Source organism: Sulfurovum xiamenensis (assembly GCF_030347995.1).
GTDB classification, from domain to species: Bacteria; Campylobacterota; Campylobacteria; order Campylobacterales; family Sulfurovaceae; genus Sulfurovum; species Sulfurovum xiamenensis.
On sequence record NZ_JAQIBC010000002.1, the window covers coordinates 141,843 to 162,252 of the forward strand.

The following is a 20,410-nucleotide window of genomic DNA, read 5'->3' on the forward strand; positions in this document are numbered from 1 at the left end:
TAATTAAAACACTATTATACCTTATTGAGATTTTCTCTTTATTCACACGATACACTCTTAATGGTATCGATTTTATATTATTTTCTGTACAATAAAGTATGGATGTACATAATTTTTTTCTCATACTTTTTTTAATATTGGTCACGGCAAGGATCCTAGGTGAACTCTTTGCCCGATTGGGCATACCTTCTGTACTGGGTGAGCTTAGTGCAGGTATACTTCTTGGTGTCTCAGGCTTTGGTCTTGTAGAGGTGAATGATGTACTCAAAATACTGGCCGAGATCGGTATTCTTCTTCTGCTTTTTGAAATCGGACTAGATACTGATATTGCACGTCTTAAGCAAGCAGGGGGCAAAGCGATCATTGTTGCACTGTTTGGTGCAGTGTTTCCCTTTACTGTTTCTGCATTCGTGGCCTACTATCTATTTGATTTGACACTGGTTGTCTCACTCTTTATCGGAGGTACACTGACAGCAACAAGTATAGGGATAACCATGAGGGTACTGAAAGATCTTCAAAAAGAACATTCTGAAGTTGCCCAGATCGTCATTGGTGCAGCAGTATTGGATGATATATTAGGTGTGATAGTCCTTGTTTTTATTTACGATTATGCAATCACACAAACATTAAGCCTGACAAATACCTTGAATACAACGGTATTTATCCTACTGTTTTTCTTGCTGGCTCCTGCTTTTGCACATTTTATCTCTCATTTTATGAGGAAATTTGATGAACATAAAAGAGTGCCTGGGTTCATACCGACGTTGATCATAGCACTTATAGCGCTTTTTGCTTATATGTCACATCTTTTTGGTGCCCCTGAAATTTTAGGTTCCTTTGCTGCAGGTATAGCACTTTCAAGACGGTTCATACTTCCTTTTGGAATGGGGTTACAACATGATGAAGTATTTTTAGAGAAAGTAAAAATGGCTATAACGCCTATCGCACAGATGTTTACACCCATCTTTTTTGTGATGGTAGGGTTATCAATGAACTTAAAAGTGATTGACTTTACTTCTGTAACATTTTGGAGTTTAGCATTTGTTTTCCTGGTGATCGCGATTATTGGAAAATATATAGGTGCTTTTTTACTCAGAGATACCAGTGCATTGAAGAAAGCATTGATCGGTATTTCTATGATCCCACGAGGAGAAGTAGGGCTGATATTTGCAGAAGTAGGGCGTGTAAACGGTATACTGGATGATCAGATCTATGCTGTTTTGATCTTTGTCATCATTGTAACAACCATTGCTCCACCATTTTTACTGAAATGGCTTTTTAAATATGAGGTGAATGGATCTTAGTAGCGTTATTCGTGAGTTCTGGTTAGTAGAACGGGCAAGTGAAGATTAAAGGACAATGCCTCTAATCATGAAAAATATTGCTGCTGAAAGTACAGCAGAAGCCGGTACAGTAATCACCCAGGCAGCGATAATTTTTTTAACGGCATCTCTTTTGACATATTTGACTTTCTCTACACTCTTTATACGTTTTTTTGCCGCTTTAATCCTCTCTTCTTCCTGGTCAATTGCTTTATAAAGATCAACGATTCTTTCATAATCTGCTTTTGATTTATCTGTTTTCTCTTCTAATGTTATAAGTTCACTGCTATATGCTCTCAAAACTCTTTTTTCATCTTCTATATTGATCTGCTGTTTTTCAATTCGTTCTACTTGCCCAGTAGATTCAAGATATTCCCTTAGAAAACCTACACCAAATATACCACCGACTGCAATATGGGTTGAAGAGACAGGAAGACCTAACTGAGAAGCGATGATCACTGTAATAGCTGCAGCCATGGCTACGGAGAATGCTCTCATCTGATCTAGTTCGGTGATTTCGCTACCGACTGTTCTGATCAGTTTTGGTCCATACAGTGCAAGTCCAAGAGCAATACCAAGTGCTCCTACTGCCATCACCCATAAAGGTATACCAGCTTTAGCCGAAATTCCACCTGTGATCACAGCATCATTGATCGCTGCCAATGGACCAATAGCATTGGCTACATCGTTTGCACCATGAGCAAAACTTAATAGTGCTGCTGCAAAGATCAATGGCACAGTGAAGAGTAAATTGATCGAATCTCTGGTGTTATGAAGATTGGTTGCTCTCTTTGCAACCGTTTTATTCATGATTATATACACGATTACAGCCACTATCAGTCCAAATATAGATGCGGTAAGGAAAGAAGGTGTTTTTTCATCCGGGAGAAAGACGAAAATATCTACGATCGAAGGCCAGATCTTTTTGAGGCCTTTCAGTGTTAAATAAGTCATAAATGCCCAAGACATAATAGCTACAAAAATAGGTACCCATTTTCTGGCTGCGGCAACTTTGTCATTCTGAAATATGATCGTTTTTTTGATGGCATATAAAAATATTGCTGCAATGACTCCTCCAATCACCGGTGATATGATCCAAGAAGCAGCTATTTGACCCATAGTGCCCCATGACACGATAGTAAACCCTGCAGCAGCAATACCTGCTCCCATCACACCCCCTACGATAGAGTGGGTGGTTGATACAGGCGCTTTCATCATCGTTGCAAAGTTCAGCCATAGTGCTGCAGCCAGGAGCGCTGCAATCATCGCCCAAATAAAAGGATCAACATTGGTACCGAATGCATTGATGTCAATAATACCTTTTTTAATGGTCTTTACAACATCTCCACCGGCTATAAATGCACCAGCGCCCTCAAATATAGCTGCAATGACAATGGCACCACCCATAGTAAGTGCTTTTGAACCAACAGAAGGGCCTACATTGTTTGCAACGTCATTCGCACCGATGTTCATAGCCATATAGGCACCAAATAGTGCGGCGATAGCTAAAAACATATTATTTGGTATATGCCCTGAGCTTAAAAAACTATAGGTCAAAACCGCTACGAGAAAAAAGAGCGCAAAACCAAGTCTTATAAAATCAAAACCACTACTCTTGATTGCCGCTTTTTCCATTTTTTTGGCCATTCGTATCATATCTGTTTATCTCATCCTTTTCTCATAAGTGCATTCCCATAGTATACCCCTACTAATCTTAGTAGTGATCATAGAATAATCATATTTCTTCTGTTATTTTTATTTAAAAATAGTTAAAAAGAATTTTATGTTATACTATTTTATAACTGTAAGGTTTAATATAATAAAAAAGAGAGAGGAATGGTCATGGACATATTTAGTATAGTGGTAGGGGTTATTATCGGTGTAGTCGTTGGAATTTTTCTGGATGTAGATATGTTTTCAAAGAAAGCTGCAGATGAAGAAGTTAAATTTGATGATCATAGTCCGGAGAATGAGGGGAAATAAAAATTTGATAATCACTCGTCCAAACGCGTTTAGGGCGAGTATACTATAAGTTATACTATAGCTTTAACTACGTTTTCACAAAATCTTTCAAAATCTGGTAACTTCAAACTACTTTCACGCTGTTTTGTACCCCACATAGGTTCAGGGAAAAAACTGTCCTCTTCAAAACGTGCCATGATATGCCAATGTACATGAGGCATATAATTACCAAAACTGGCAATATTTATTTTTTTAGGTTTGTAATACGAGAGCATCTCTTTTTCTATGATGTCTAAAAGGTTATATATTTCTAATTTTATCTCACTAGGCACTTCACTCATCTCTTTGTAAGCGTGTTGAGTAAATATCTTAAGCCAGGGGATCTCGTTCTGTTCTACTTCAATCCTGATATTTTCATTTTTATATATTACTGACATTAACGTATCTTTCTTAGTGTTTTTTTCCCAAGCCTGTAAATACTTGAGGCCTGTCTGTTCTCTTGTATCGGTTCTATGATGACATCTGCCATCTTTCTGGCGAATGATTCATCATAGGCTTCATTACTTAGATTTGCTGAAGTCGTATAGGCCCATTTGAGACGGTCTAAGAGCAAGAGATGATGTTTGTCTTTTATCACACGGTAGGAATCTCCATCCGGCATGATAAAGGTTGTTTTTTTTGCTCTTCTGACTCTTTTTTTATGCTTTTGAGGTACACGGGTAAATGTTTTGAGCGTATCTAGTGAGTTGACAGCTTTAATATAATATTTGTGAGGAGGGCGTTGTTTGATCTGAGTGAGTTTGTCAGCATTTTGCGAGACAAAACCGATGGTCGTATCGGTTTGTGTCAAAAAAACTTTATTATTCATTTTAACTGAGATAATCTTGCAATGCTTTTGGCTCAAGTTCACCACTTGTCGACTTCAGTTCCTTGATAGCTGCTGCTGTTGCTTTTGCTGCGGCTAATGTAGTGAAATAGGCTACATGGTTAGCAAGAACCGATTGTCTGATGGTTTTGGCATCATCTTTACTTGCTTTGTTGTCTGAAGTATTGATCGCCAATGCTATCTCTTCATTTTTGATCATATCATCAATGTTCGGACGGCCTTCGGAGATCTTGAGAACTTTCGTGGAAGGAACTCCTGCTACTTCCAATGCTGCATGTGTCCCCGATGTTGCAACGATATCAAATCCAAGGTCAATGAACATTTGACCGATCTCACCTGCTTGAGGTTTATCTATTTCCGTAAGTGAGATGAAAAGTTTACCTTCCAGAGGGATATTGTTCTTACTGGCAAACTGACTCTTTGCAAAAGACATACCGAAATTGTCACTGATCCCGATCACTTCACCCGTTGATTTCATCTCTGGTCCGAGGATAAGGTCTGATCCTGGAAGTTTATTGAATGGGAATACCGCTTCTTTTACAGCTACGTGGCCTTTAAGGTTTGGTTCCATGATCTTTTTATCGAAGTTGACGACATTAAATGTATCGTAGAACTTAAGTGCTTCTCTTAGGTCACCCTGTAGCATGACTCTTGTTGCTACTTTTGCCAATGGTACACCTGTAGCCTTTGATACAAACGGCACGGTTCTTGATGCTCTTGGATTGACTTCGATCAAGTAGATCTCACCTTTATGGATGGCATATTGTATATTCATTAGACCCACTACGCCAAGACCAAGTGCGATCTTTGCAGTTTGTTCTTTTACTTCTTCTTGAAGCGCATCAGAGATAGATACCGGAGGAAGTGAACATGCTGAGTCACCCGAGTGAATACCTGCCTCTTCAATGTGTTGCATGATCGATCCGATATAGACCTCTTCTCCGTCGCAGATCGCATCTACATCAAGTTCAATAGCACTGTCTAGGAATTTATCGATAAGGACTGGCGCATCGTTAGAGACACTTACAGCTTCATCCATATATTCTCTTAGCTCTGCATCAGAATAGACTGTACGCATACCACGTCCACCAAGTACGAAACTCGGACGTACAAGCACAGGGTAACCAATACGGTTTGCGATAGCCATCGCTTCATCTTTGGCAAATGCAGTACCATTATCCGGCTGTTTGAGTCCAAGTTCATTGATGAAAGTAGAGAACTGTTCTCTATCCTCAGCAAGATCGATCACTTTTGCAGTCGTTCCGGAAATGTTCGCACCGATCGCTGTAAGGTTTTTAGCCAGTTTTAGTGGTGTCTGTCCACCAAAGTGTACGATCACGCCATCCGGTTTTTCAAGTTCGATAACACTTCTGACATGTTCAAAATCAATCGGTTCAAAGTAGAGAACATCAGACGTATCATAGTCGGTTGAAACGGTCTCTGGGTTACAGTTATACATGATGGATTTCATCCCCATGTCTTCGATGGCAAATGACGCATGTACACAACAGTAATCAAACTCAATACCCTGACCGATACGGTTAGGCCCACCACCGATCACAAGTACTTTTTTCTCTGTAGATTCTGGTTGTTCTTGTTTAGGAAGTTTGGTGATATTCGTTGTCGAGTAGAGGTAAGGGGTCAGTGCCTTGAACTCTGCAGCACAGGTATCTACTTCATTATACTCCAGTACTACCCCGGCTTTTTCTCTGGCATTATAGATATCATTCTCTGTAAGCTTCAGACCCTCTTTTTTATTGATCACTGCAGCGATCATAGCATCAGAGAAACCTTCACTTTTCACTTGTCTCAGACGTGTAGCATCAGAGAGCAGGGTAATATCCATCTCTTTTTCACGTTCTGCAAGCTCTTCAAGCTGGTAAAGGTACCATCTGTCAATTTTACAAAGATCAAAGATCGCATCTACACTCATACCACGTCTGAGTCCTTCAAATACATAAAGCATACGGTTCTCATTGGGGCGTCTGATCTCTCTGACAAGCTCTTCTCCATCACATTTGATCGGGTTAAAGCCGATCAGTCCTGTTTCAAGTGAACAGAGTGCTTTCTGGAAAGACTCTTTGAATGTTCTTCCTATACTCATGACTTCACCGACTGATTTCATAGATGTTGTAAGGGTAGAGTCTGCAAGCGGGAACTTTTCAAAAGTAAATCTAGGAAGTTTTGTTACGACATAATCGATGACCGGTTCAAAACTCGCCGGTGTTCCTGTGATGTCGTTGGTGATCTCATCGAGTGTAAATCCAACAGCCAGAAGTGTTGCCACTTTAGCGATAGGATACCCTGTAGCTTTTGAAGCGAGTGCAGAAGAACGGCTAACTCTTGGGTTCATTTCAATAACGATCATACGTCCTGTATCGGGATTGATAGAGAATTGTACATTTGATCCGCCCGTGTCTACTCCTACTTCTCGTAAGATCTTGAAAGATGCATCTCTCATGTTCTGGAACTCTTTGTCTGTCAGTGTCAGAGCAGGGGCAATAGTGATAGAGTCTCCTGTGTGTACACCCATAGGATCGAAGTTTTCTATAGAACATACGATAATACAGTTGTCTTGGCTGTCTCTGATCACTTCCATTTCGTATTCTTTCCAGCCAAGCATCGATTCCATGATCTCAATCTCATTGATCGGACTTGCATCAATGCCTTCTGCTGCCAGTTTTTTAAACTCTTCCATATTGTAGGCAACACCTGAACCACCACCTGCAAGCGTAAATGACGCTCTACTGATAACAGGGAAACCAATCTCTTTAGCCACTTTTATCGCTTCGTCCACACTGTATGCATTGGCACTTTTAGGTAGGTCCATACCGATTTTGATCATCGCTTCATTAAAGAGTTGTCTGTCTTCACCTTTTTTGATAGCATCCGGATGTGCTCCAAGGAATTTCACATCTTTAAGCATGCCAGCTTCATACATTTCCATAGCAACGTTCAGTGCAGTTTGCCCACCCATGGTAGGTAAGATCGCATCAACATTTTCTTTTTTGATAATTCTATCAATGACTTCAGGAGTGATAGGTTCAACGTAGGTACGGTCTGCAAACTCAGGGTCTGTCATGATCGTAGCAGGGTTAGAGTTGATAAGGACAACTCTATAGCCTAATTCTTTGAGTGTTTTAGCTGCTTGCGTTCCAGAATAGTCAAATTCACAAGCTTGACCGATAACGATAGGCCCAGAACCAATAAGTAAAATAGTGTTGATGTCATTGCGTTTTGGCATGGAGAAATACCCTTAATTTTTAGTTGGATATTATACATGATTTTGATAGAAAAAGCCCTTAAAAGAGGGCAAAATACGCTTTTAAAAGAGGTCTAGACTACTTGAACCAATTTCAGACTTCTTCTTATTGACTTTTTTAGAGGATTCTACGATTTCTGGAACGTCAATTGGCTCGATCACATCTTCTTGTGTCTGGTCGATACGTCTTGGTATACTTGAGACAACAGGTCTACTTATATTAGCATCATGAAGTTGCTCAGACGAATGGCTCTGTTCAACATGGATATCGGGGGTACTGTATCTTGTTGCCATATTGGTACGGTTAGCATCATAATTTTCTGCAAGTGTCGCTTTGGCATCATTGATAAGAAAAAATGTTTTAGGATGGAAAATATCACTATAGGTTTTGATATGTGCAACGGTATAAGAACTCTGTATTTCTACTTTTGTCACAAGGCCTACAGGTATGTCTGCAAAAAATATTCCGTCCAAACCTGAGGTAAGGACAGTGTCGCCTTCTTTGATCTTATGCCATTTTGGTATGAACTTGACGATCATTTCATTCTCTTTTAGACCCAAAGCGATACCGGGTGCTTTGGTCTCACCGATGAACACAGAAAAACGACACTTTTTATCTGATGTGAGATAACCATAGAGTTGATTGTTATGGACCATTGCCGTACCTGCAACGACGCTGCCTTGTATCAGGCCATAAAGTTTGTCTTCTACCAGTCCTTTTGGTTTGGTCAATATGATCTGAGAAAAACTGTTCAGTTTTACATAGGATATGGTATCGGTAATAGAGATATTTTTTACAGGTATGTGGCTTAATGTCGGGAGTACTTCATAAATATCTTTGATCTGTTCTATATAGTGGATTTGTTCGAGAAGGCGTTTACGTAAAATACGGTTCTCCTTACTCAATTTTTCGATAGACTCTTTTTGAAAAATATAGCTTTGGCTTTTATCTTCTAAATTCTGTGTAAAGTTTTTATATTTTTGTTTGATAGGGTTAATGATATTGAGAAATGTATCCGAGATACGTTCATCATTTCGTGATAACAGTACTGTTAGGATGAGTAACAGTATGGCTATGATGACAAGTCTAGTCTTCATATGCCATTTGTTGAAGGAGATCTATTTCATCCAATGCAATACCTGTCCCTTTTGCAACTGCAAGAAGAGGGTCTTCAGCGATATATACAGGAAGTTTTACGATATCAGAAAGATATTTGTCCAACCCTCTGATTAGTGCACCACCTCCTGTCAGTACAATACCGTTTTCAACGATATCACCGGCAAGTTCCGGTGGTGTTTGCTCAAGTACATCTTTCAATGCTTCTGCAATCTCTTCCAGAGAATCTTTCATCGCTGCTCTGATATGCTCAGAAGTGATCTCTATCGAAGCAAGGCTTCCTTCCACTTGATCCCTACCACGTACCGTTGTCGTCAACTCTTCTTGTAATGGAATCGCTGTTCCGATCTTGATCTTAAGTTCTTCAGCCACACGCTCACCGATAAGAAGGTTAAAGTTCTTTTTAATATAGTCAATGATCGCTTGGTCAAGATTATCTCCGGCCACACGAATAGACTTGGAGATCACAAGACCACCGAGTGATGTTACACCTATTTCAGTGGTACCACCACCGATATCTACTACCAGGTTACCATTTGGATCTTTGACAGGTATACCTGCACCAATCGCAGCGGCCATAGGTTCTTCTATCAGGTAAACATATCTTGCACCAGCATTTTCCGCTGAATCTTTTACGGCACGTCTTTCTACCTGAGTCAATCCATAAGGAACACAGATGATAATACGTGGAGAGAAGAACCCTTTTCTTTTATGTGCTTTTTCGATGAAATAACGGATCATCATTTCAGTCACTTCGAAATCAGCGATAACACCGTCTTTCATAGGTCGAATGGCTTTAATGTTTCCAGGTGTTTTACCTACCATATCTTTAGCTTCCTGACCCACAGCAAGAATTTTCTCTCTACCATGCTTATCATACTGGATAGCAACGACAGAAGGTTCATTAATACTGATACCTTGTCCCTTTACTAGTACAAGAGTGTTTGCTGTTCCTAGGTCGATCGCTAGATCGTTTGAGAACATTCCTAATAATCTTTTAAACATCCATATATCCTTTTAATACTGCTGTTATGCTGTTTTTTTATCTTTTATGTACAAAGGCTTTGCACCTGAACCAACGACTTCATCGGTGATCACTACTTCATACCCTTTAAGTTCAGACAACTCATACATGATATCCAGAAGTATCTCTTCAAGTATAGAACGTAATCCTCGTGCACCTGTTTTTCTCTCCAGCGCTTTTTGGGCAATACGTGCAAGTGCATCTTCCTCAAAGGTAAGTTTGACATCATCGATCTCAAAAAGTTTCTGATACTGTTTGACAAGAGAGTTTTTTGGTTCTACCAAAATACGGACCATATCTTCTTTACTGATCTCACCCAGTGTAGCCAGTACATGGAGACGGCCGATCAGTTCAGGAATGATCCCATAGGTGACCAGATCATCTGCTTCTATCATAGGAAGAAGATTTTCCTCTTCTTTCTTGGAACGTTTTTCCTGACCAAAACCAAGTATATTCGCTCCAAGTCTTCTTCTAAGGATATCATTGAGTCCATCAAATGCACCTCCGCAGATAAAGAGTATATTGGTTGTGTCTATTTGTATAAAGTCTTGGTTAGGATGTTTACGTCCACCTTTTGGCGGGATATTGACTACTGAACCTTCAATGAGCTTAAGGAGGGCCTGTTGTACACCTTCTCCTGAAACATCACGTGTGATAGAACGGTTCTCACCCATTCTTGCGATCTTATCAATCTCATCTATAAAGACGATCCCTTGCTCGGCACGTTGCGGGTCGCCATTAGCAGCCATAAGAAGTTTTGTAAGAATGTTTTCAACATCTTCACCCACATACCCTGCTTCTGTAAGATTTGTAGCATCTGCAATAGCAATAGGCACATTCAAAAATCTGGCGATCGTTTGTGCTAACAGTGTTTTTCCTGAACCCGTTGGGCCGATAAGAAGTACATTTGATTTAGCGATCTGCGTATCATCTTGAATATCATCTTTAAAAATACGTTTATAGTGATTATAGACAGCCACTGAGAGTGTTTTCTTCGCTTTCTCTTGGCCAATGACATAATCATCCAGCAGTGTGTTCAACTCTTTTGGCGTATAGAGCGTATGGGCTCCTATGTCAGTTTGTGCTTCATCCTGCTCTTCTTCACCAAAAAGTATTTTATATGCAGAAACGACACAGTTTGAACAAATATAGGCATTTTCACCGGCGATGAGTGGATTTTCTTCACTCTCTTGGGCTTCACAAAAGCTACATGTTTTTTTTGTCATTATTTATCCTCATTTGTTTTTGACCGTGTAAACGGAATCCCTCTTTTAGAGGTCATAATAAATTCACAAAGTTGTTTGACTTTTTCAGAGCTTGTACTTTCAAAAAGTCTTTGTGCTACTTCTTGTAGTGGTTTTCCCTCTTCAAAAAGTTCTCTATAGGCTGATTTGAGGGCATTGATATCTTCTCTCCCCATCGCTCTACGCAAGCCGGTAAGATTAAGTCCTCTCAAGTTCGCACGATTTCCTTCAGCCAGACAGAAAGGAGGAATATCCTGCGATAAGGCACTGGCTCCTCCTATCATCGCATAGTCACCGATATGTACGAACTGATGCACAGGCGTAAGTCCACCGATCACTACATGATTACCTAACTCAACGTGACCTGCAAGTGTTGCACCGTTTGCAAGGATACAGTTATCTCCAAGTATCACATCATGCCCTAAGTGTACATATCCCATAAGTAGGTTTCCGTTACCGATCCTGGTGACAGAACCTCCGCCTTTGGTACCAGGGTTGAGCAGTGTGAACTCTCTGATGGTATTGTTATCACCAATGATAAGTTCTACATGTTCACCGGCAAATTTTAGATCCTGCGGTATCGTACCCACGGCCGCATGTGGGAAAATACGGTTATTCTTACCTATGGTGGTGTGGCCTTCGATCACAGCATGTGTTGCCACTGTGGTATTATCACCTATCTTGACATTCGGGCCGATGTATGCAAAAGGACCTACAGAGACATTCTCACCTAGGATGGCCCCATCTTCTATGACTGCAGAAGCATGTATTAAAGACATCAAAAGACCTATTTATCTACGATCATAGCTTTAAGTTCAGCTTGCGCAACCACTTTGTCATCCACATATGCTTTTGCATCAAGTTGCCATACGGCACCTTTATTCTTGATTACATTGATCTTGTACACCAGTTGATCCCCCGGTGTCACAGGTGAACGAAACTTTGCATTGTCGATACTCATAAAGTATACTACTTTATTTTCGATCTCTTCCTGGCTTGCCAGATCCATACTTTTAAACGCCAATACACCACCAGCCTGTGCCATACCTTCAATGATCATTACACCAGGGTAGATAGGGTGTCCAGGGAAATGCCCTTGAAATACAGGTTCTGAGATAGAGATATTTTTAAGACCTTCAATATATTCACCCGGTGTAAGTTCAGTGATTCTGTCTACTAATAAAAACGGATATCTATGGGGTAATATATTCTGAATGTCCACGACGTTATAAAGCATGTATAAACCTTTATTTTAAAATTGGATTATTTTATCTAAATGTTGGTAAAAATCGGTTTATAGCTCTATCAATACTTCTTTAACGTCACTGTAGGTTTTGCTCTGACAAATGATCTCAATCTTGTTGCTTGGTATCTCTTCGACGACCATGATGACAGAGAGATCATAGGGAGTGACCCCCAGTTTGGCACGCAGTTCCACTTCTTGACTGAATGTTGGAGGGGAGTAGATGAGTTCTGTGACACTCCGGTAGTCAGTACCAGTAAGATCATTATAGTCTTTAAGTGTGATAAAACGTACCTCATCACGGTTCATATGATACACCTCACCGACATGGTACTCTATCTTTCCTCTTGTGTATTCACCCTTGAGTGTAGAATAGGGTAGAAAGTGTGCAGGAACGACCTCTTTACGTACACGCAGTAAGCCCATCATCAAACGCCAGTTTAAAAACCGTTGTTTGATGATCTTATGAGGGATATTTGCTTCTTCCATCTTCCAACGCTTTTCATACATTTCGATGCGCTCTTCTATGGATTCTGGCTGTATTTGTTTTGAAAGCGGTACAAAGAGTTCATCTGCCAGTTTATCCTGTTGGTCACGTTGAATAGTCAGACCGAACATACATCCGCAGTAGTCTTGTCTGTAGAGTGCATCCTCTTTGGCTAACATGTTCTGTTCCTGTGTACCAGAAGCTTTTCTGTAGTCTGGAGCGACAAAAGCGATGCCTTCTCTCTGAGCCAATGCATCACCGGCTGCCTGTAGTTGTTTGAGCGATTTTTTAGGACTGGTAAGCAGTGTAGAGGTAAAGCTTGTTTCACCTATCTCACTGGCTTTTTGTGCAGAGACCTCAAAACGTCTGTCAAAACAGACAGAGCAGCGTGAGCCTTTTTCAGGTTCATGTTCCAAGCCACGTACAGCCTCAAGCCAGTTCTCGACATCATACTCTCCCTCTATGAGATCAATACCGAGCATTTTACAACTGCGTTTTACATCCAGAAGTCGTAAGTAGTACTCAGAGTAGGGATGAATGTTTGGATCATAAAAGAATCCTGTGAGTTTTTCTTCAGGATACTCCGTTTGGAGTTTTTGCAAAAAGTAGTGACTGTCGACCGAACAGCAGATATGTACTAGCATGATGACTCCATTATGACCTTTGCGACATGATTATTTCCGCGACATTCTGAGAACTGCCGTGAGAAAGATATGTTTTTAACTCTTCAGCTTTTTGTCCGAAGATCTTACGGTCGGTATTGTAGTACTCTTTTAACAAGTTGTCAACTGTGACCTCTTCTTGAAGTAACTCATGGTGCAAGGTCGTATTGTTGTAATGGGTGAGTATGATGTTCGCCAAGCCTACCTGTGTGATGCCTAGAAGTTTTGTCCCTATGAAAAAGTCAACCTTCTTTGCGATGTATGCCAGTGTGAAAGGTGTACCTATGAGTGCTGCTTCGAGTGTGGCAGTCCCTGAACATATGAAGGCAAACTCTGCACGTCTAAGAGCTTCATGGGTATCACGTACGATTTCAAACTCACGATTGCCTTTGTAGAGTTTGGCTATTTTGTTTCTAGAAAAAGAGGGAGGAATGACAAGCAGAGGGCGGATCTCCGGGAATTTTCTACGCAGTTCAAGAAAAATAGGCATAAGACGGGTTATTTCACTTTTACGGCTTCCCGGCATGAATGCAATGCATCCTTTTGTCTCTTCTTCATTTCTGTGTACATCTATCTCGTCAAGCAGCGGATGTCCGATATACTGTGCTTTATCTGAACTGTAATACTCCATTTCAAAAGGGAGTATACCGAGCAGTTTATCACAATAGAGTTCCAACTTCTTAACACGTTTGGGACGGCTGGCCCATACTTGGGGAAGGATATAGTAAATGATCTCTTTATCCGGGTACTTTTCTTTCAGTTTTTTAGCCAAAGGCAGGTTAAACCCTGAAGAGTCCATTAAAAGGACTTTATCTGCCTCTTTGGCGAGTTCGACCATCTCATCTGCCACTTTAAAGAACCAGCGAAGTTTTTTGATGGCATCTACCACACCCATGATAGCCATTTCGCTGATGTCATAAAGCGGTGTACCTTCTTTAATATTTTTATCGAAGATACCCAGAAGCTCAACATCCTGTGTATGCTTGAGAACCTCTTTTAAGTGGAGGTTTGATGAGGGTTCCAGGGCGGAGACAAGAAGCTTCATTGCATATTTCCTTGTTTTGTGCTCATGATTTGCCTTTTTTCAATAAATTCATACGGTGAACCATCCTGCCAGTAAAAATGCACCTGATGCCAACAGACCACCCAAGAGTGCATAAGGCAGTTGTGTTCTTACATGTTCGACATGGTCACACCCTGCCGCCATGGATGAGATAATGGTCGTGTCAGAGATAGGAGAGGAGTGGTCGCCAAATATACCTCCGGAGATCACTGCTGCTATGACCAATGGGATATGCAGCTCCATCGTTGCACCCAAAGCCAAAGCAATAGGCATCATAATGGAGAATGTACCCCAGCTTGTGCCTGTAGAGAATGCTGTGATACTTGCGACTAAAAAGATAAGAAGCGGTATAAGCAGAGGCGAAATATTTCCCGTAAGCAAATATGCCAAATATTTGGCAGTGCCAAGATCACTGATCACGTTTCCTATAAGCAGGGCAAAGACCATGATCAATCCTACGGGTATCATATCTCCTATACCTTCATAGAGACCAATGAAATAGTTCTTATGTGTGAGTGTTTTGGTCGGGACATAATAGAGATAGATAAAGAGCAACGTGATGATGACAGCGTAATAGACAGAAGTGGAACCGGAACCCTTAAAGATGTCACCTTCTCCTGTCAGATAAAGTCCTACAGGTACCATCATTACCATCACCAAAATAGGTAAAAGCATCCTGTAGGGTGTAGCCTCGATCTTAGTCTCACTCTCTTGAACAGTGTAGGGTACAGGAATAGCATCCTTGATGGGCCCCATATTTATATTTAAAAATATGACTGCCAAAACAATAGCTAAAGTAAAGAGCGAATAAAAGTTATAGGGAATAGAAGAGATTAGTAAAGAGACACCATCTCCTGATATCACCTGAGAGTCAATGGCCGTTACGATGAGACCTAGAAGTAAGGCACCCCATGCATTGAGTGGAATGAGCGAACAGATCGGTGCAGAAGTAGAATCACAGATATAGGCAAGTTTTTCTCTGCTGACTCCATTCTTGTCACATAGAGGTTTAGCCACAGTACCAGCAACCAGCGCAGTGATAGAGGATTCTATAAAGATCACAACACCGATAATATAAGCAAGCAGCATTGCCCCTTTTGGTGAGTCAATTTTTTTGGATCTTTGGCTCAGATAAACTACAAAACTGTCAACCGCACCGCTTAGGGTAAGTAATCTGATAATGGAACCGACCATGACGATAAAGAGAAGGGTTTTGGTGATCCAGGCTTCTGAAAAAAGTGAGATAATACCATCAAAAAGTGCAATGAAGGCATCTATAGGGTTATATCCATTCAGTACCAAAAAACCTGCAAAGATACCGCCCATGAGCGAAACGATCACATCTTTGGTTATAATAGCTAAAATGATTGTAAGCAACGGGATTGCTATTGAGACTATTCCATATTCCATAGAAGGATTATACCACATGAAGATTGTACTTGCACTATGTGTCATACTTATCACACTACAGGCTCAAACCAAACAGCTTTTGGTTGTAACAACAAAAGAGTGGTCTGCACCTTCAGGAAAACTACAGCGTTATGAACTGCATGAGACTGGTTGGCAAAAAATAGGCAATAAGATAGATATCAAACTGGGTAGAAACGGTTTAGGATGGGGAATAGGGCTGCATGAATTACCAAAAGATGCACAGATCATTAAAAAAGAGGGAGACGGGAAATCACCTGCAGGTATTTTTAAACTCAAACATGCATTCGGATATGCACCTTTTCATATAGCATACCCCTATAAAATCTACAAAGAGACAGATCATTGTGTGGATGATGTCAATTCTAAATTTTATAATAAGATCGTAGACAGTACGCAAGTAGATGTGGACTATAAAAGCAAAGAACATATGAAGTTCCCCAAAGACTACTACAAGTATGGCATTGTGGTGGATCATAACCATATAGGTGAAGTTGGAGCTATAAAGGGGGCAGGGTCATGTATCTTTATTCATATTAAGGATGTACCTACGGCCGGATGTACAGTGATGAGCGAGGAGCAGATACAAACAGTCTTACGTTGGTTAGATCCTGAAGCTGAACCTCTATTAATTCAGGGAACTGAGGATGTGGTACAAAAGCTTTGGAAAGAGATCAGATAAACTTTAATAGATACTATACCTTACATAAAAAACGATCTTTGTTTTTTTGTTAGGTAAAGGATAATCTTTATAGGCAATGCGTATTACATCTAAAGTATTTTGATCTAAAGCCTGGTGACCTATATGCCTTTTTAATTTAAGATCTGAGATATCACCATTTGGATGGAGGTAAAAAGAGACAATGTTGGTTCCCTGCTGTCTTGTGCGGACCGCAACATCCGGATAGCCGTTTCGGGTAAGTGTACGTTGTGTGATCCTGTGGATGGTTCCCAGATTGTTTTTGATGAACTTTTTTTGTGTTTCACTGTAAGTATCAAACTCTTTACCATAAAGCTGATTGATCATTCTAGCACCATAACTGCCTGAAGATGATGGTCGGCTCCGCTGTGTTGGATACATAGATGTACCAGAACCCATGAGCGCATTAGCAAGAGGATCACTTGAACGTTTAGATGGTCTGTATGTTTTCGTTTTTTTCGCTACAGTTTTTTTCTGTACTTTTTTAATAACTTTCTTTTTCTCTTCTTTTTGAACGATCTTTTGAACAGGTTTGGGTACGGTTTTGGTGACATTGTTTTCTTCTGTACTTTGCTGTGCAAAGATCTTTTTACTCTCATCCAACTTTTTTCTCTTTATAGGTTGCACGGCTGTTTCTACCGGTTTTTGAATGACAGGTTTAGGTGTTGGTGGAATCACTACGGGTTCGGGAACAGGTACCGGCTTTGGTTTCGGTGCAGGAGGAGTGACGATCTGTTGGAGATTTAGGCTTATTTTCTTCTCTTCTTTCTTAGGAGGTAAGAAGATGAACTCTTTCCAGTTTTTCATAAAAAGCATCAATATCAGTAAATGTAACAATAAAGAGAGTATTAATCCTTTCAGCGTTCTGATGAGACTCTCCTTGTATATAGCCCTAAGTGCCGTTAGTGTATAATCTTTGCAATTATACATAATGAGGATTAATAACATGGCATATGACAAAAGTATAGCAGCATTTGAAGAAGCATATAAAGTGATTCCTGGGGGGGTTGACTCACCGGTACGTGCATTTTCAGGAGTAGAGGGTACACCACCATTCATCCAAAGAGGTGAGGGGGCATATCTTTTTGATATTGACGGGAACAGATATATCGACTATGTACAAAGTTGGGGTCCGCTTATTTTTGGTCATGCAGATAAAGAGATCGAAACATCAGTGATAGAGGCCGTTCAAAGAGGATTGAGTTTCGGTGCTCCTACGACTATAGAGACGGAGCTTGCAAGTGAGATCGTCACGCTTTTTGACAGCATTGATAAAGTGCGTTTCGTGAGTTCTGGAACAGAAGCAGTGATGTCTGCTATCCGTTTGGCTCGTGGTGTGACAGGTAGAGAGAATATTGTAAAGTTCACTGGATGTTATCATGGCCACTCAGATTCACTGCTAGTACAGGCAGGTTCTGGTCTGGCTACATTCGGTTCTCCATCAAGTCCTGGTGTACCGGCTGATCTTACCAAACATACACTCTTGGCAACGTATAATGATATTGAATCCGTACTAAAGTGTTTTGAGGAGTCACCGGACGGTATTGCCTGTGTGATCATCGAGCCTATAGCCGGAAATATGGGTCTTGTACCTGCAGATGAAGCATTTTTGGAAGAACTGAGATGTCTCTGTACAAACCATGGTGCACTGCTTATCTTTGATGAAGTGATGAGTGGATTCAGGGCTTCATTGAGCGGTGCTCAGGGTATTTCAAGTGTGAAACCGGACATGGTGACTCTTGGTAAGGTCATCGGTGCAGGTATGCCTGTCGGTGCCTTTGGTGCATCGGCACAGATCATGGCACACCTTTCTCCTGAAGGGCCGGTCTACCAGGCAGGAACACTTTCAGGTAACCCTGTAGCGATGGCAGCAGGTCTTACCAGTCTCAGAAAGCTCAAATCCAATCCTTCATTATATGTATCACTGGGAAACAAAGCCAAGAAACTCATGGATGGATTCAAAAAAGCGGCAGATGCATCTAACATACCTTTCGTGACCGATGTTAGAGGGAGTATGTTCGGTTTCTTCTTCTCTGATAAGCCTGTCAGAAACTTTGATGATGCGTTGGAAAATGATACGGCAAGGTTCGCCAAGTTCCATAAAGGTATGTTGGACAGAGGTATCTATCTTGCCTGTTCATCTTTTGAGGCAGGATTTATCTGTGCTGCTATGACGGATGAGATGATAGATGAGACGATCAAAGCAGCGTATGAAGTGATGGCTGAAATAGCCTAGATCACGCTTCATATCATTTTGATAGAACAGCCAATCAAGTTATACTGTTTGTGAAGGAAATATCATGAAAAAATTTCTACTCTCCCTGGTATTGGTCATACCTCTTTTTGCTACGGAACTTAATCTTACGACCGAAGATGGATTTGTGCTCCACGGATGGCTGGAAAAACCGAAAGAGACTAAAAAACCTATGCCTATCGTACTTTTGGCACACCAGTTCGGTTCAGACCATACATCATGGGATATGCTCACCATGAGATTACTTGCGAAAGGTATGGCGACTCTCAGTGTGGATCTGCGTGGCCATGGAAAGTCAACCATGCAACAAGGCGTAGAGAACAGCGTACAAATGCCTAAAAACACAAGTGAAGTGAGAACAGCTTTTGATGCAAGTGCACCCAAAGTGGGATTTTCCAAGATACCACAGGACCTCATAGCATGGCTGGAGATGATAGAAGAGGATAAAAGCCTGGATATACAACAACTCTACCTCATTGGAGCATCACTGGGTGGTGCATCGCTGATCCCTGTATTGAATGACTATGATGCAAAAGCACTCATTTCGCTTTCTGCGGGAAGATCAAACAGCAGTGAAAGTGACATGGCACTATCAAGTTCTCTGGCAAAAACCTACTTTATCGCTACCAAAAATGATCCATTGGGTGCGAACGTGAATGCACTTGAATATGGTAAAAAAGCAATTGCAGGTACCACACTCATACTCCCTGGTGATGGACACGGTACCGTGCTGCTGCCTAAAGTAGAAGAGTATATATTTCTCTTTATGGAGCTGTCACGCTAGAGCAGCCTACTGGTGCAACATAGAGGAGGAAAAACTTTATTCTAAACCATGCTCTATGTACCAATTGGCTATACTACATTTTCAAATTATGAGGACTAAAAATGCAAAATAATACGGAAGAACCGAAATTCAAAAAAGTGGTGGATGCTGCAGATGGACTCAGTCTTGGTATTTCCATGGTTGTCGCTGTCATTATTGGTGTTGGTATAGGATTGGGATTACGCAATCTTACGGGTGCTGGATGGACACTCTGGATCGGTGTATTCATCGGTATCGGTGCGGCTATCTCTAATGTCTACAAAGCATATGCGAAGCAGAAAAAGTCGTTGGATGAATTGGCTAATGATCCAAGATATACCTATAAAAAAGAACAGCAAGACAAATATGATGCTGAGGATGATGATGCATAGTATGAATCGTAAGATCTTCGCAGTACTCCTATCTGTGGATATTTTACTACTCTTGATCTCTATAATATTTTTTGATATTAAAGTGCTTTACAACACACAGATAGGCTATATCACCGCATCACTTGTCATGATTGCTTCGATAGTCAGTTATAGACGTATGGTCAATGCCCGTGTGAAACACAATATGGTAACCATGGATGACACTCAAGATGTGATTGACAAACTTGAAGATCCCTATGATTTATACAGTGAAGAGGTAGAGGTCGAGGAGAAGAGTTTGGCACAAACGATCAAAGCAGAGAAGAAAAAACTCAAAGAGAATCGACGCAGTGTCTACCAGACCATGAAAGACACCAAAGCGGCTCTCTCTTTCTATAGACTAGGTGCCTATGTGCTGCTAATCTTGGGCTTCTTATATCTCAATAGACACGGATTATTACATATTCCAAGTTATATTATCTCTTTGGGTATTCCTTCTGTGATTCTTGTTTGGGTCCTTCTAAAAGAAAAAGAAAACATTAGCCAAGATCCGATAGAATAACTCTACTTGGAAGTGAGGATT

Annotated in this window: 20 protein-coding genes; 7 read left to right on the top strand and 13 right to left on the bottom strand. The window is 40.8% G+C overall.

Annotated features, from left to right (window positions below; genetic code table 11):
* Positions 1-98: 98 nt before the first annotated feature.
* Positions 99-1,304 carry a cation:proton antiporter gene (locus tag PF327_RS03830; RefSeq protein WP_289401427.1) on the top strand — a complete coding sequence of 402 codons (1,206 nt, stop codon included), beginning with the start codon at positions 99-101 and terminating at the stop codon, positions 1,302-1,304.
* 45 nt (positions 1,305-1,349) lie between these two features.
* Here the strand turns inward: PF327_RS03830 and PF327_RS03835 are convergent, their stop codons facing one another.
* Entirely contained in the window at positions 1,350-2,978 is a 1,629-nt protein-coding gene (locus PF327_RS03835) for an inorganic phosphate transporter (RefSeq protein WP_289401428.1), read from the bottom strand.
* A 186-nt stretch (positions 2,979-3,164) separates the two neighbouring features.
* Between PF327_RS03835 and PF327_RS03840 the strand changes: the two genes are divergently transcribed.
* Complete coding sequence (locus PF327_RS03840; RefSeq protein WP_155993745.1) at positions 3,165-3,305, top strand: hypothetical protein; 141 nt, start codon at positions 3,165-3,167, stop codon at positions 3,303-3,305.
* Between the two features lie 50 nt (positions 3,306-3,355).
* Here PF327_RS03840 and PF327_RS03845 read toward each other — a convergent pair whose 3' ends face one another.
* From PF327_RS03845 to PF327_RS03895, 11 genes are all read right to left on the bottom strand, one after another.
* Positions 3,356-3,721: an HIT family protein gene (locus PF327_RS03845; RefSeq protein WP_008242931.1), complete on the bottom strand. Its 366-nt coding sequence runs from the start codon at positions 3,719-3,721 to the stop codon at positions 3,356-3,358.
* Positions 3,721-4,152, bottom strand: coding sequence for a Sua5/YciO/YrdC/YwlC family protein (locus PF327_RS03850; RefSeq protein WP_008242929.1), 432 nt, complete (start codon positions 4,150-4,152; stop codon positions 3,721-3,723). Before PF327_RS03850 ends, PF327_RS03845 begins: the two co-directional genes overlap by 1 nt.
* A 1-nt stretch (position 4,153) precedes the next feature.
* The gene (gene carB, locus PF327_RS03855; protein WP_289401431.1) at positions 4,154-7,414 is read right to left on the bottom strand and encodes a carbamoyl-phosphate synthase large subunit; all 3,261 of its coding nucleotides are present in this window, start codon (positions 7,412-7,414) and stop codon (positions 4,154-4,156) included.
* Between the two features lie 81 nt (positions 7,415-7,495).
* Complete coding sequence (gene mreC, locus PF327_RS03860; protein ID WP_289401433.1) at positions 7,496-8,530, bottom strand: rod shape-determining protein MreC; 1,035 nt, start codon at positions 8,528-8,530, stop codon at positions 7,496-7,498.
* Positions 8,520-9,554, bottom strand: coding sequence for a rod shape-determining protein (locus tag PF327_RS03865; RefSeq protein ID WP_008242911.1), 1,035 nt, complete (start codon positions 9,552-9,554; stop codon positions 8,520-8,522). The genes mreC and PF327_RS03865 overlap by 11 nt, the downstream gene beginning before the upstream one ends.
* A gap of 24 nt (positions 9,555-9,578) precedes the next feature.
* On the bottom strand, positions 9,579-10,799 hold the full coding sequence (clpX, locus tag PF327_RS03870; RefSeq protein ID WP_289401435.1) for an ATP-dependent Clp protease ATP-binding subunit ClpX: 1,221 nt from the start codon (positions 10,797-10,799) through the stop codon (positions 9,579-9,581).
* Complete coding sequence (gene lpxA / locus PF327_RS03875) at positions 10,799-11,596, bottom strand: acyl-ACP--UDP-N-acetylglucosamine O-acyltransferase (RefSeq protein ID WP_008242906.1); 798 nt, start codon at positions 11,594-11,596, stop codon at positions 10,799-10,801. The genes clpX and lpxA overlap by 1 nt, the downstream gene beginning before the upstream one ends.
* Positions 11,597-11,604: 8 nt before the next feature.
* Entirely contained in the window at positions 11,605-12,054 is a 450-nt protein-coding gene (fabZ, locus tag PF327_RS03880) for a 3-hydroxyacyl-ACP dehydratase FabZ (RefSeq protein ID WP_008242904.1), read from the bottom strand.
* 57 nt (positions 12,055-12,111) lie between these two features.
* Positions 12,112-13,191, bottom strand: a complete 1,080-nt coding sequence (locus PF327_RS03885; protein ID WP_289401436.1) for an epoxyqueuosine reductase QueH — start codon at positions 13,189-13,191, stop codon at positions 12,112-12,114.
* 10 nt (positions 13,192-13,201) lie between these two features.
* Positions 13,202-14,254, bottom strand: coding sequence for a lipid-A-disaccharide synthase (gene lpxB, locus PF327_RS03890; protein WP_289401438.1), 1,053 nt, complete (start codon positions 14,252-14,254; stop codon positions 13,202-13,204).
* 48 nt (positions 14,255-14,302) lie between these two features.
* On the bottom strand, positions 14,303-15,649 hold the full coding sequence (locus PF327_RS03895) for a Na+/H+ antiporter NhaC family protein (RefSeq protein WP_289401439.1): 1,347 nt from the start codon (positions 15,647-15,649) through the stop codon (positions 14,303-14,305).
* A gap of 49 nt (positions 15,650-15,698) precedes the next feature.
* Here PF327_RS03895 and PF327_RS03900 point away from each other — a divergent pair, with 49 nt between their 5' ends.
* Entirely contained in the window at positions 15,699-16,382 is a 684-nt protein-coding gene (locus PF327_RS03900) for a L,D-transpeptidase family protein (protein WP_289401440.1), read from the top strand.
* A 3-nt stretch (positions 16,383-16,385) separates the two neighbouring features.
* On the opposite strand, the gene PF327_RS03905 is transcribed toward PF327_RS03900, so the two are convergent.
* The gene (locus PF327_RS03905) at positions 16,386-17,237 is read right to left on the bottom strand and encodes an energy transducer TonB (protein ID WP_289401441.1); all 852 of its coding nucleotides are present in this window, start codon (positions 17,235-17,237) and stop codon (positions 16,386-16,388) included.
* Positions 17,238-17,346: 109 nt separating this feature from the next.
* Here PF327_RS03905 and hemL point away from each other — a divergent pair, with 109 nt between their 5' ends.
* From hemL to PF327_RS03925, 4 genes are all read left to right on the top strand, one after another.
* Positions 17,347-18,636, top strand: coding sequence for a glutamate-1-semialdehyde 2,1-aminomutase (gene hemL / locus PF327_RS03910; RefSeq protein ID WP_289401442.1), 1,290 nt, complete (start codon positions 17,347-17,349; stop codon positions 18,634-18,636).
* Positions 18,637-18,700: 64 nt separating this feature from the next.
* A complete protein-coding gene (locus tag PF327_RS03915) occupies positions 18,701-19,438 on the top strand; it encodes an alpha/beta hydrolase (protein WP_289401443.1) in 738 nt (245 codons plus the stop codon).
* 101 nt (positions 19,439-19,539) lie between these two features.
* Entirely contained in the window at positions 19,540-19,848 is a 309-nt protein-coding gene (locus PF327_RS03920; RefSeq protein ID WP_008242889.1) for an AtpZ/AtpI family protein, read from the top strand.
* On the top strand, positions 19,841-20,389 hold the full coding sequence (locus tag PF327_RS03925; RefSeq protein WP_289401445.1) for a hypothetical protein: 549 nt from the start codon (positions 19,841-19,843) through the stop codon (positions 20,387-20,389). The genes PF327_RS03920 and PF327_RS03925 overlap by 8 nt, the downstream gene beginning before the upstream one ends.
* The last annotated feature ends 21 nt before the right edge of the window (positions 20,390-20,410 follow it).

Coding starts and splice junctions, on each gene's coding strand:
- PF327_RS03900 (WP_289401440.1), top strand. CDS start 15,699: ATGAAGATTGTACTTGCACTATGTGTCATACTTATCACACTACAGGCT.
- clpX (WP_289401435.1), bottom strand. CDS start 10,799: ATGACAAAAAAAACATGTAGCTTTTGTGAAGCCCAAGAGAGTGAAGAA.
- mreC (WP_289401433.1), bottom strand. CDS start 8,530: ATGAAGACTAGACTTGTCATCATAGCCATACTGTTACTCATCCTAACA.
- PF327_RS03835 (WP_289401428.1), bottom strand. CDS start 2,978: ATGATACGAATGGCCAAAAAAATGGAAAAAGCGGCAATCAAGAGTAGT.
- PF327_RS03830 (WP_289401427.1), top strand. CDS start 99: ATGGATGTACATAATTTTTTTCTCATACTTTTTTTAATATTGGTCACG.
- PF327_RS03915 (WP_289401443.1), top strand. CDS start 18,701: ATGAAAAAATTTCTACTCTCCCTGGTATTGGTCATACCTCTTTTTGCT.
- hemL (WP_289401442.1), top strand. CDS start 17,347: ATGGCATATGACAAAAGTATAGCAGCATTTGAAGAAGCATATAAAGTG.
- fabZ (WP_008242904.1), bottom strand. CDS start 12,054: ATGCTTTATAACGTCGTGGACATTCAGAATATATTACCCCATAGATAT.
- PF327_RS03850 (WP_008242929.1), bottom strand. CDS start 4,152: ATGAATAATAAAGTTTTTTTGACACAAACCGATACGACCATCGGTTTT.
- lpxB (WP_289401438.1), bottom strand. CDS start 14,254: ATGAAGCTTCTTGTCTCCGCCCTGGAACCCTCATCAAACCTCCACTTA.
- lpxA (WP_008242906.1), bottom strand. CDS start 11,596: ATGTCTTTAATACATGCTTCTGCAGTCATAGAAGATGGGGCCATCCTA.
- PF327_RS03840 (WP_155993745.1), top strand. CDS start 3,165: ATGGACATATTTAGTATAGTGGTAGGGGTTATTATCGGTGTAGTCGTT.
- PF327_RS03845 (WP_008242931.1), bottom strand. CDS start 3,721: ATGTCAGTAATATATAAAAATGAAAATATCAGGATTGAAGTAGAACAG.
- PF327_RS03920 (WP_008242889.1), top strand. CDS start 19,540: ATGCAAAATAATACGGAAGAACCGAAATTCAAAAAAGTGGTGGATGCT.
- carB (WP_289401431.1), bottom strand. CDS start 7,414: ATGCCAAAACGCAATGACATCAACACTATTTTACTTATTGGTTCTGGG.
- PF327_RS03885 (WP_289401436.1), bottom strand. CDS start 13,191: ATGCTAGTACATATCTGCTGTTCGGTCGACAGTCACTACTTTTTGCAA.
- PF327_RS03925 (WP_289401445.1), top strand. CDS start 19,841: ATGCATAGTATGAATCGTAAGATCTTCGCAGTACTCCTATCTGTGGAT.
- PF327_RS03865 (WP_008242911.1), bottom strand. CDS start 9,554: ATGTTTAAAAGATTATTAGGAATGTTCTCAAACGATCTAGCGATCGAC.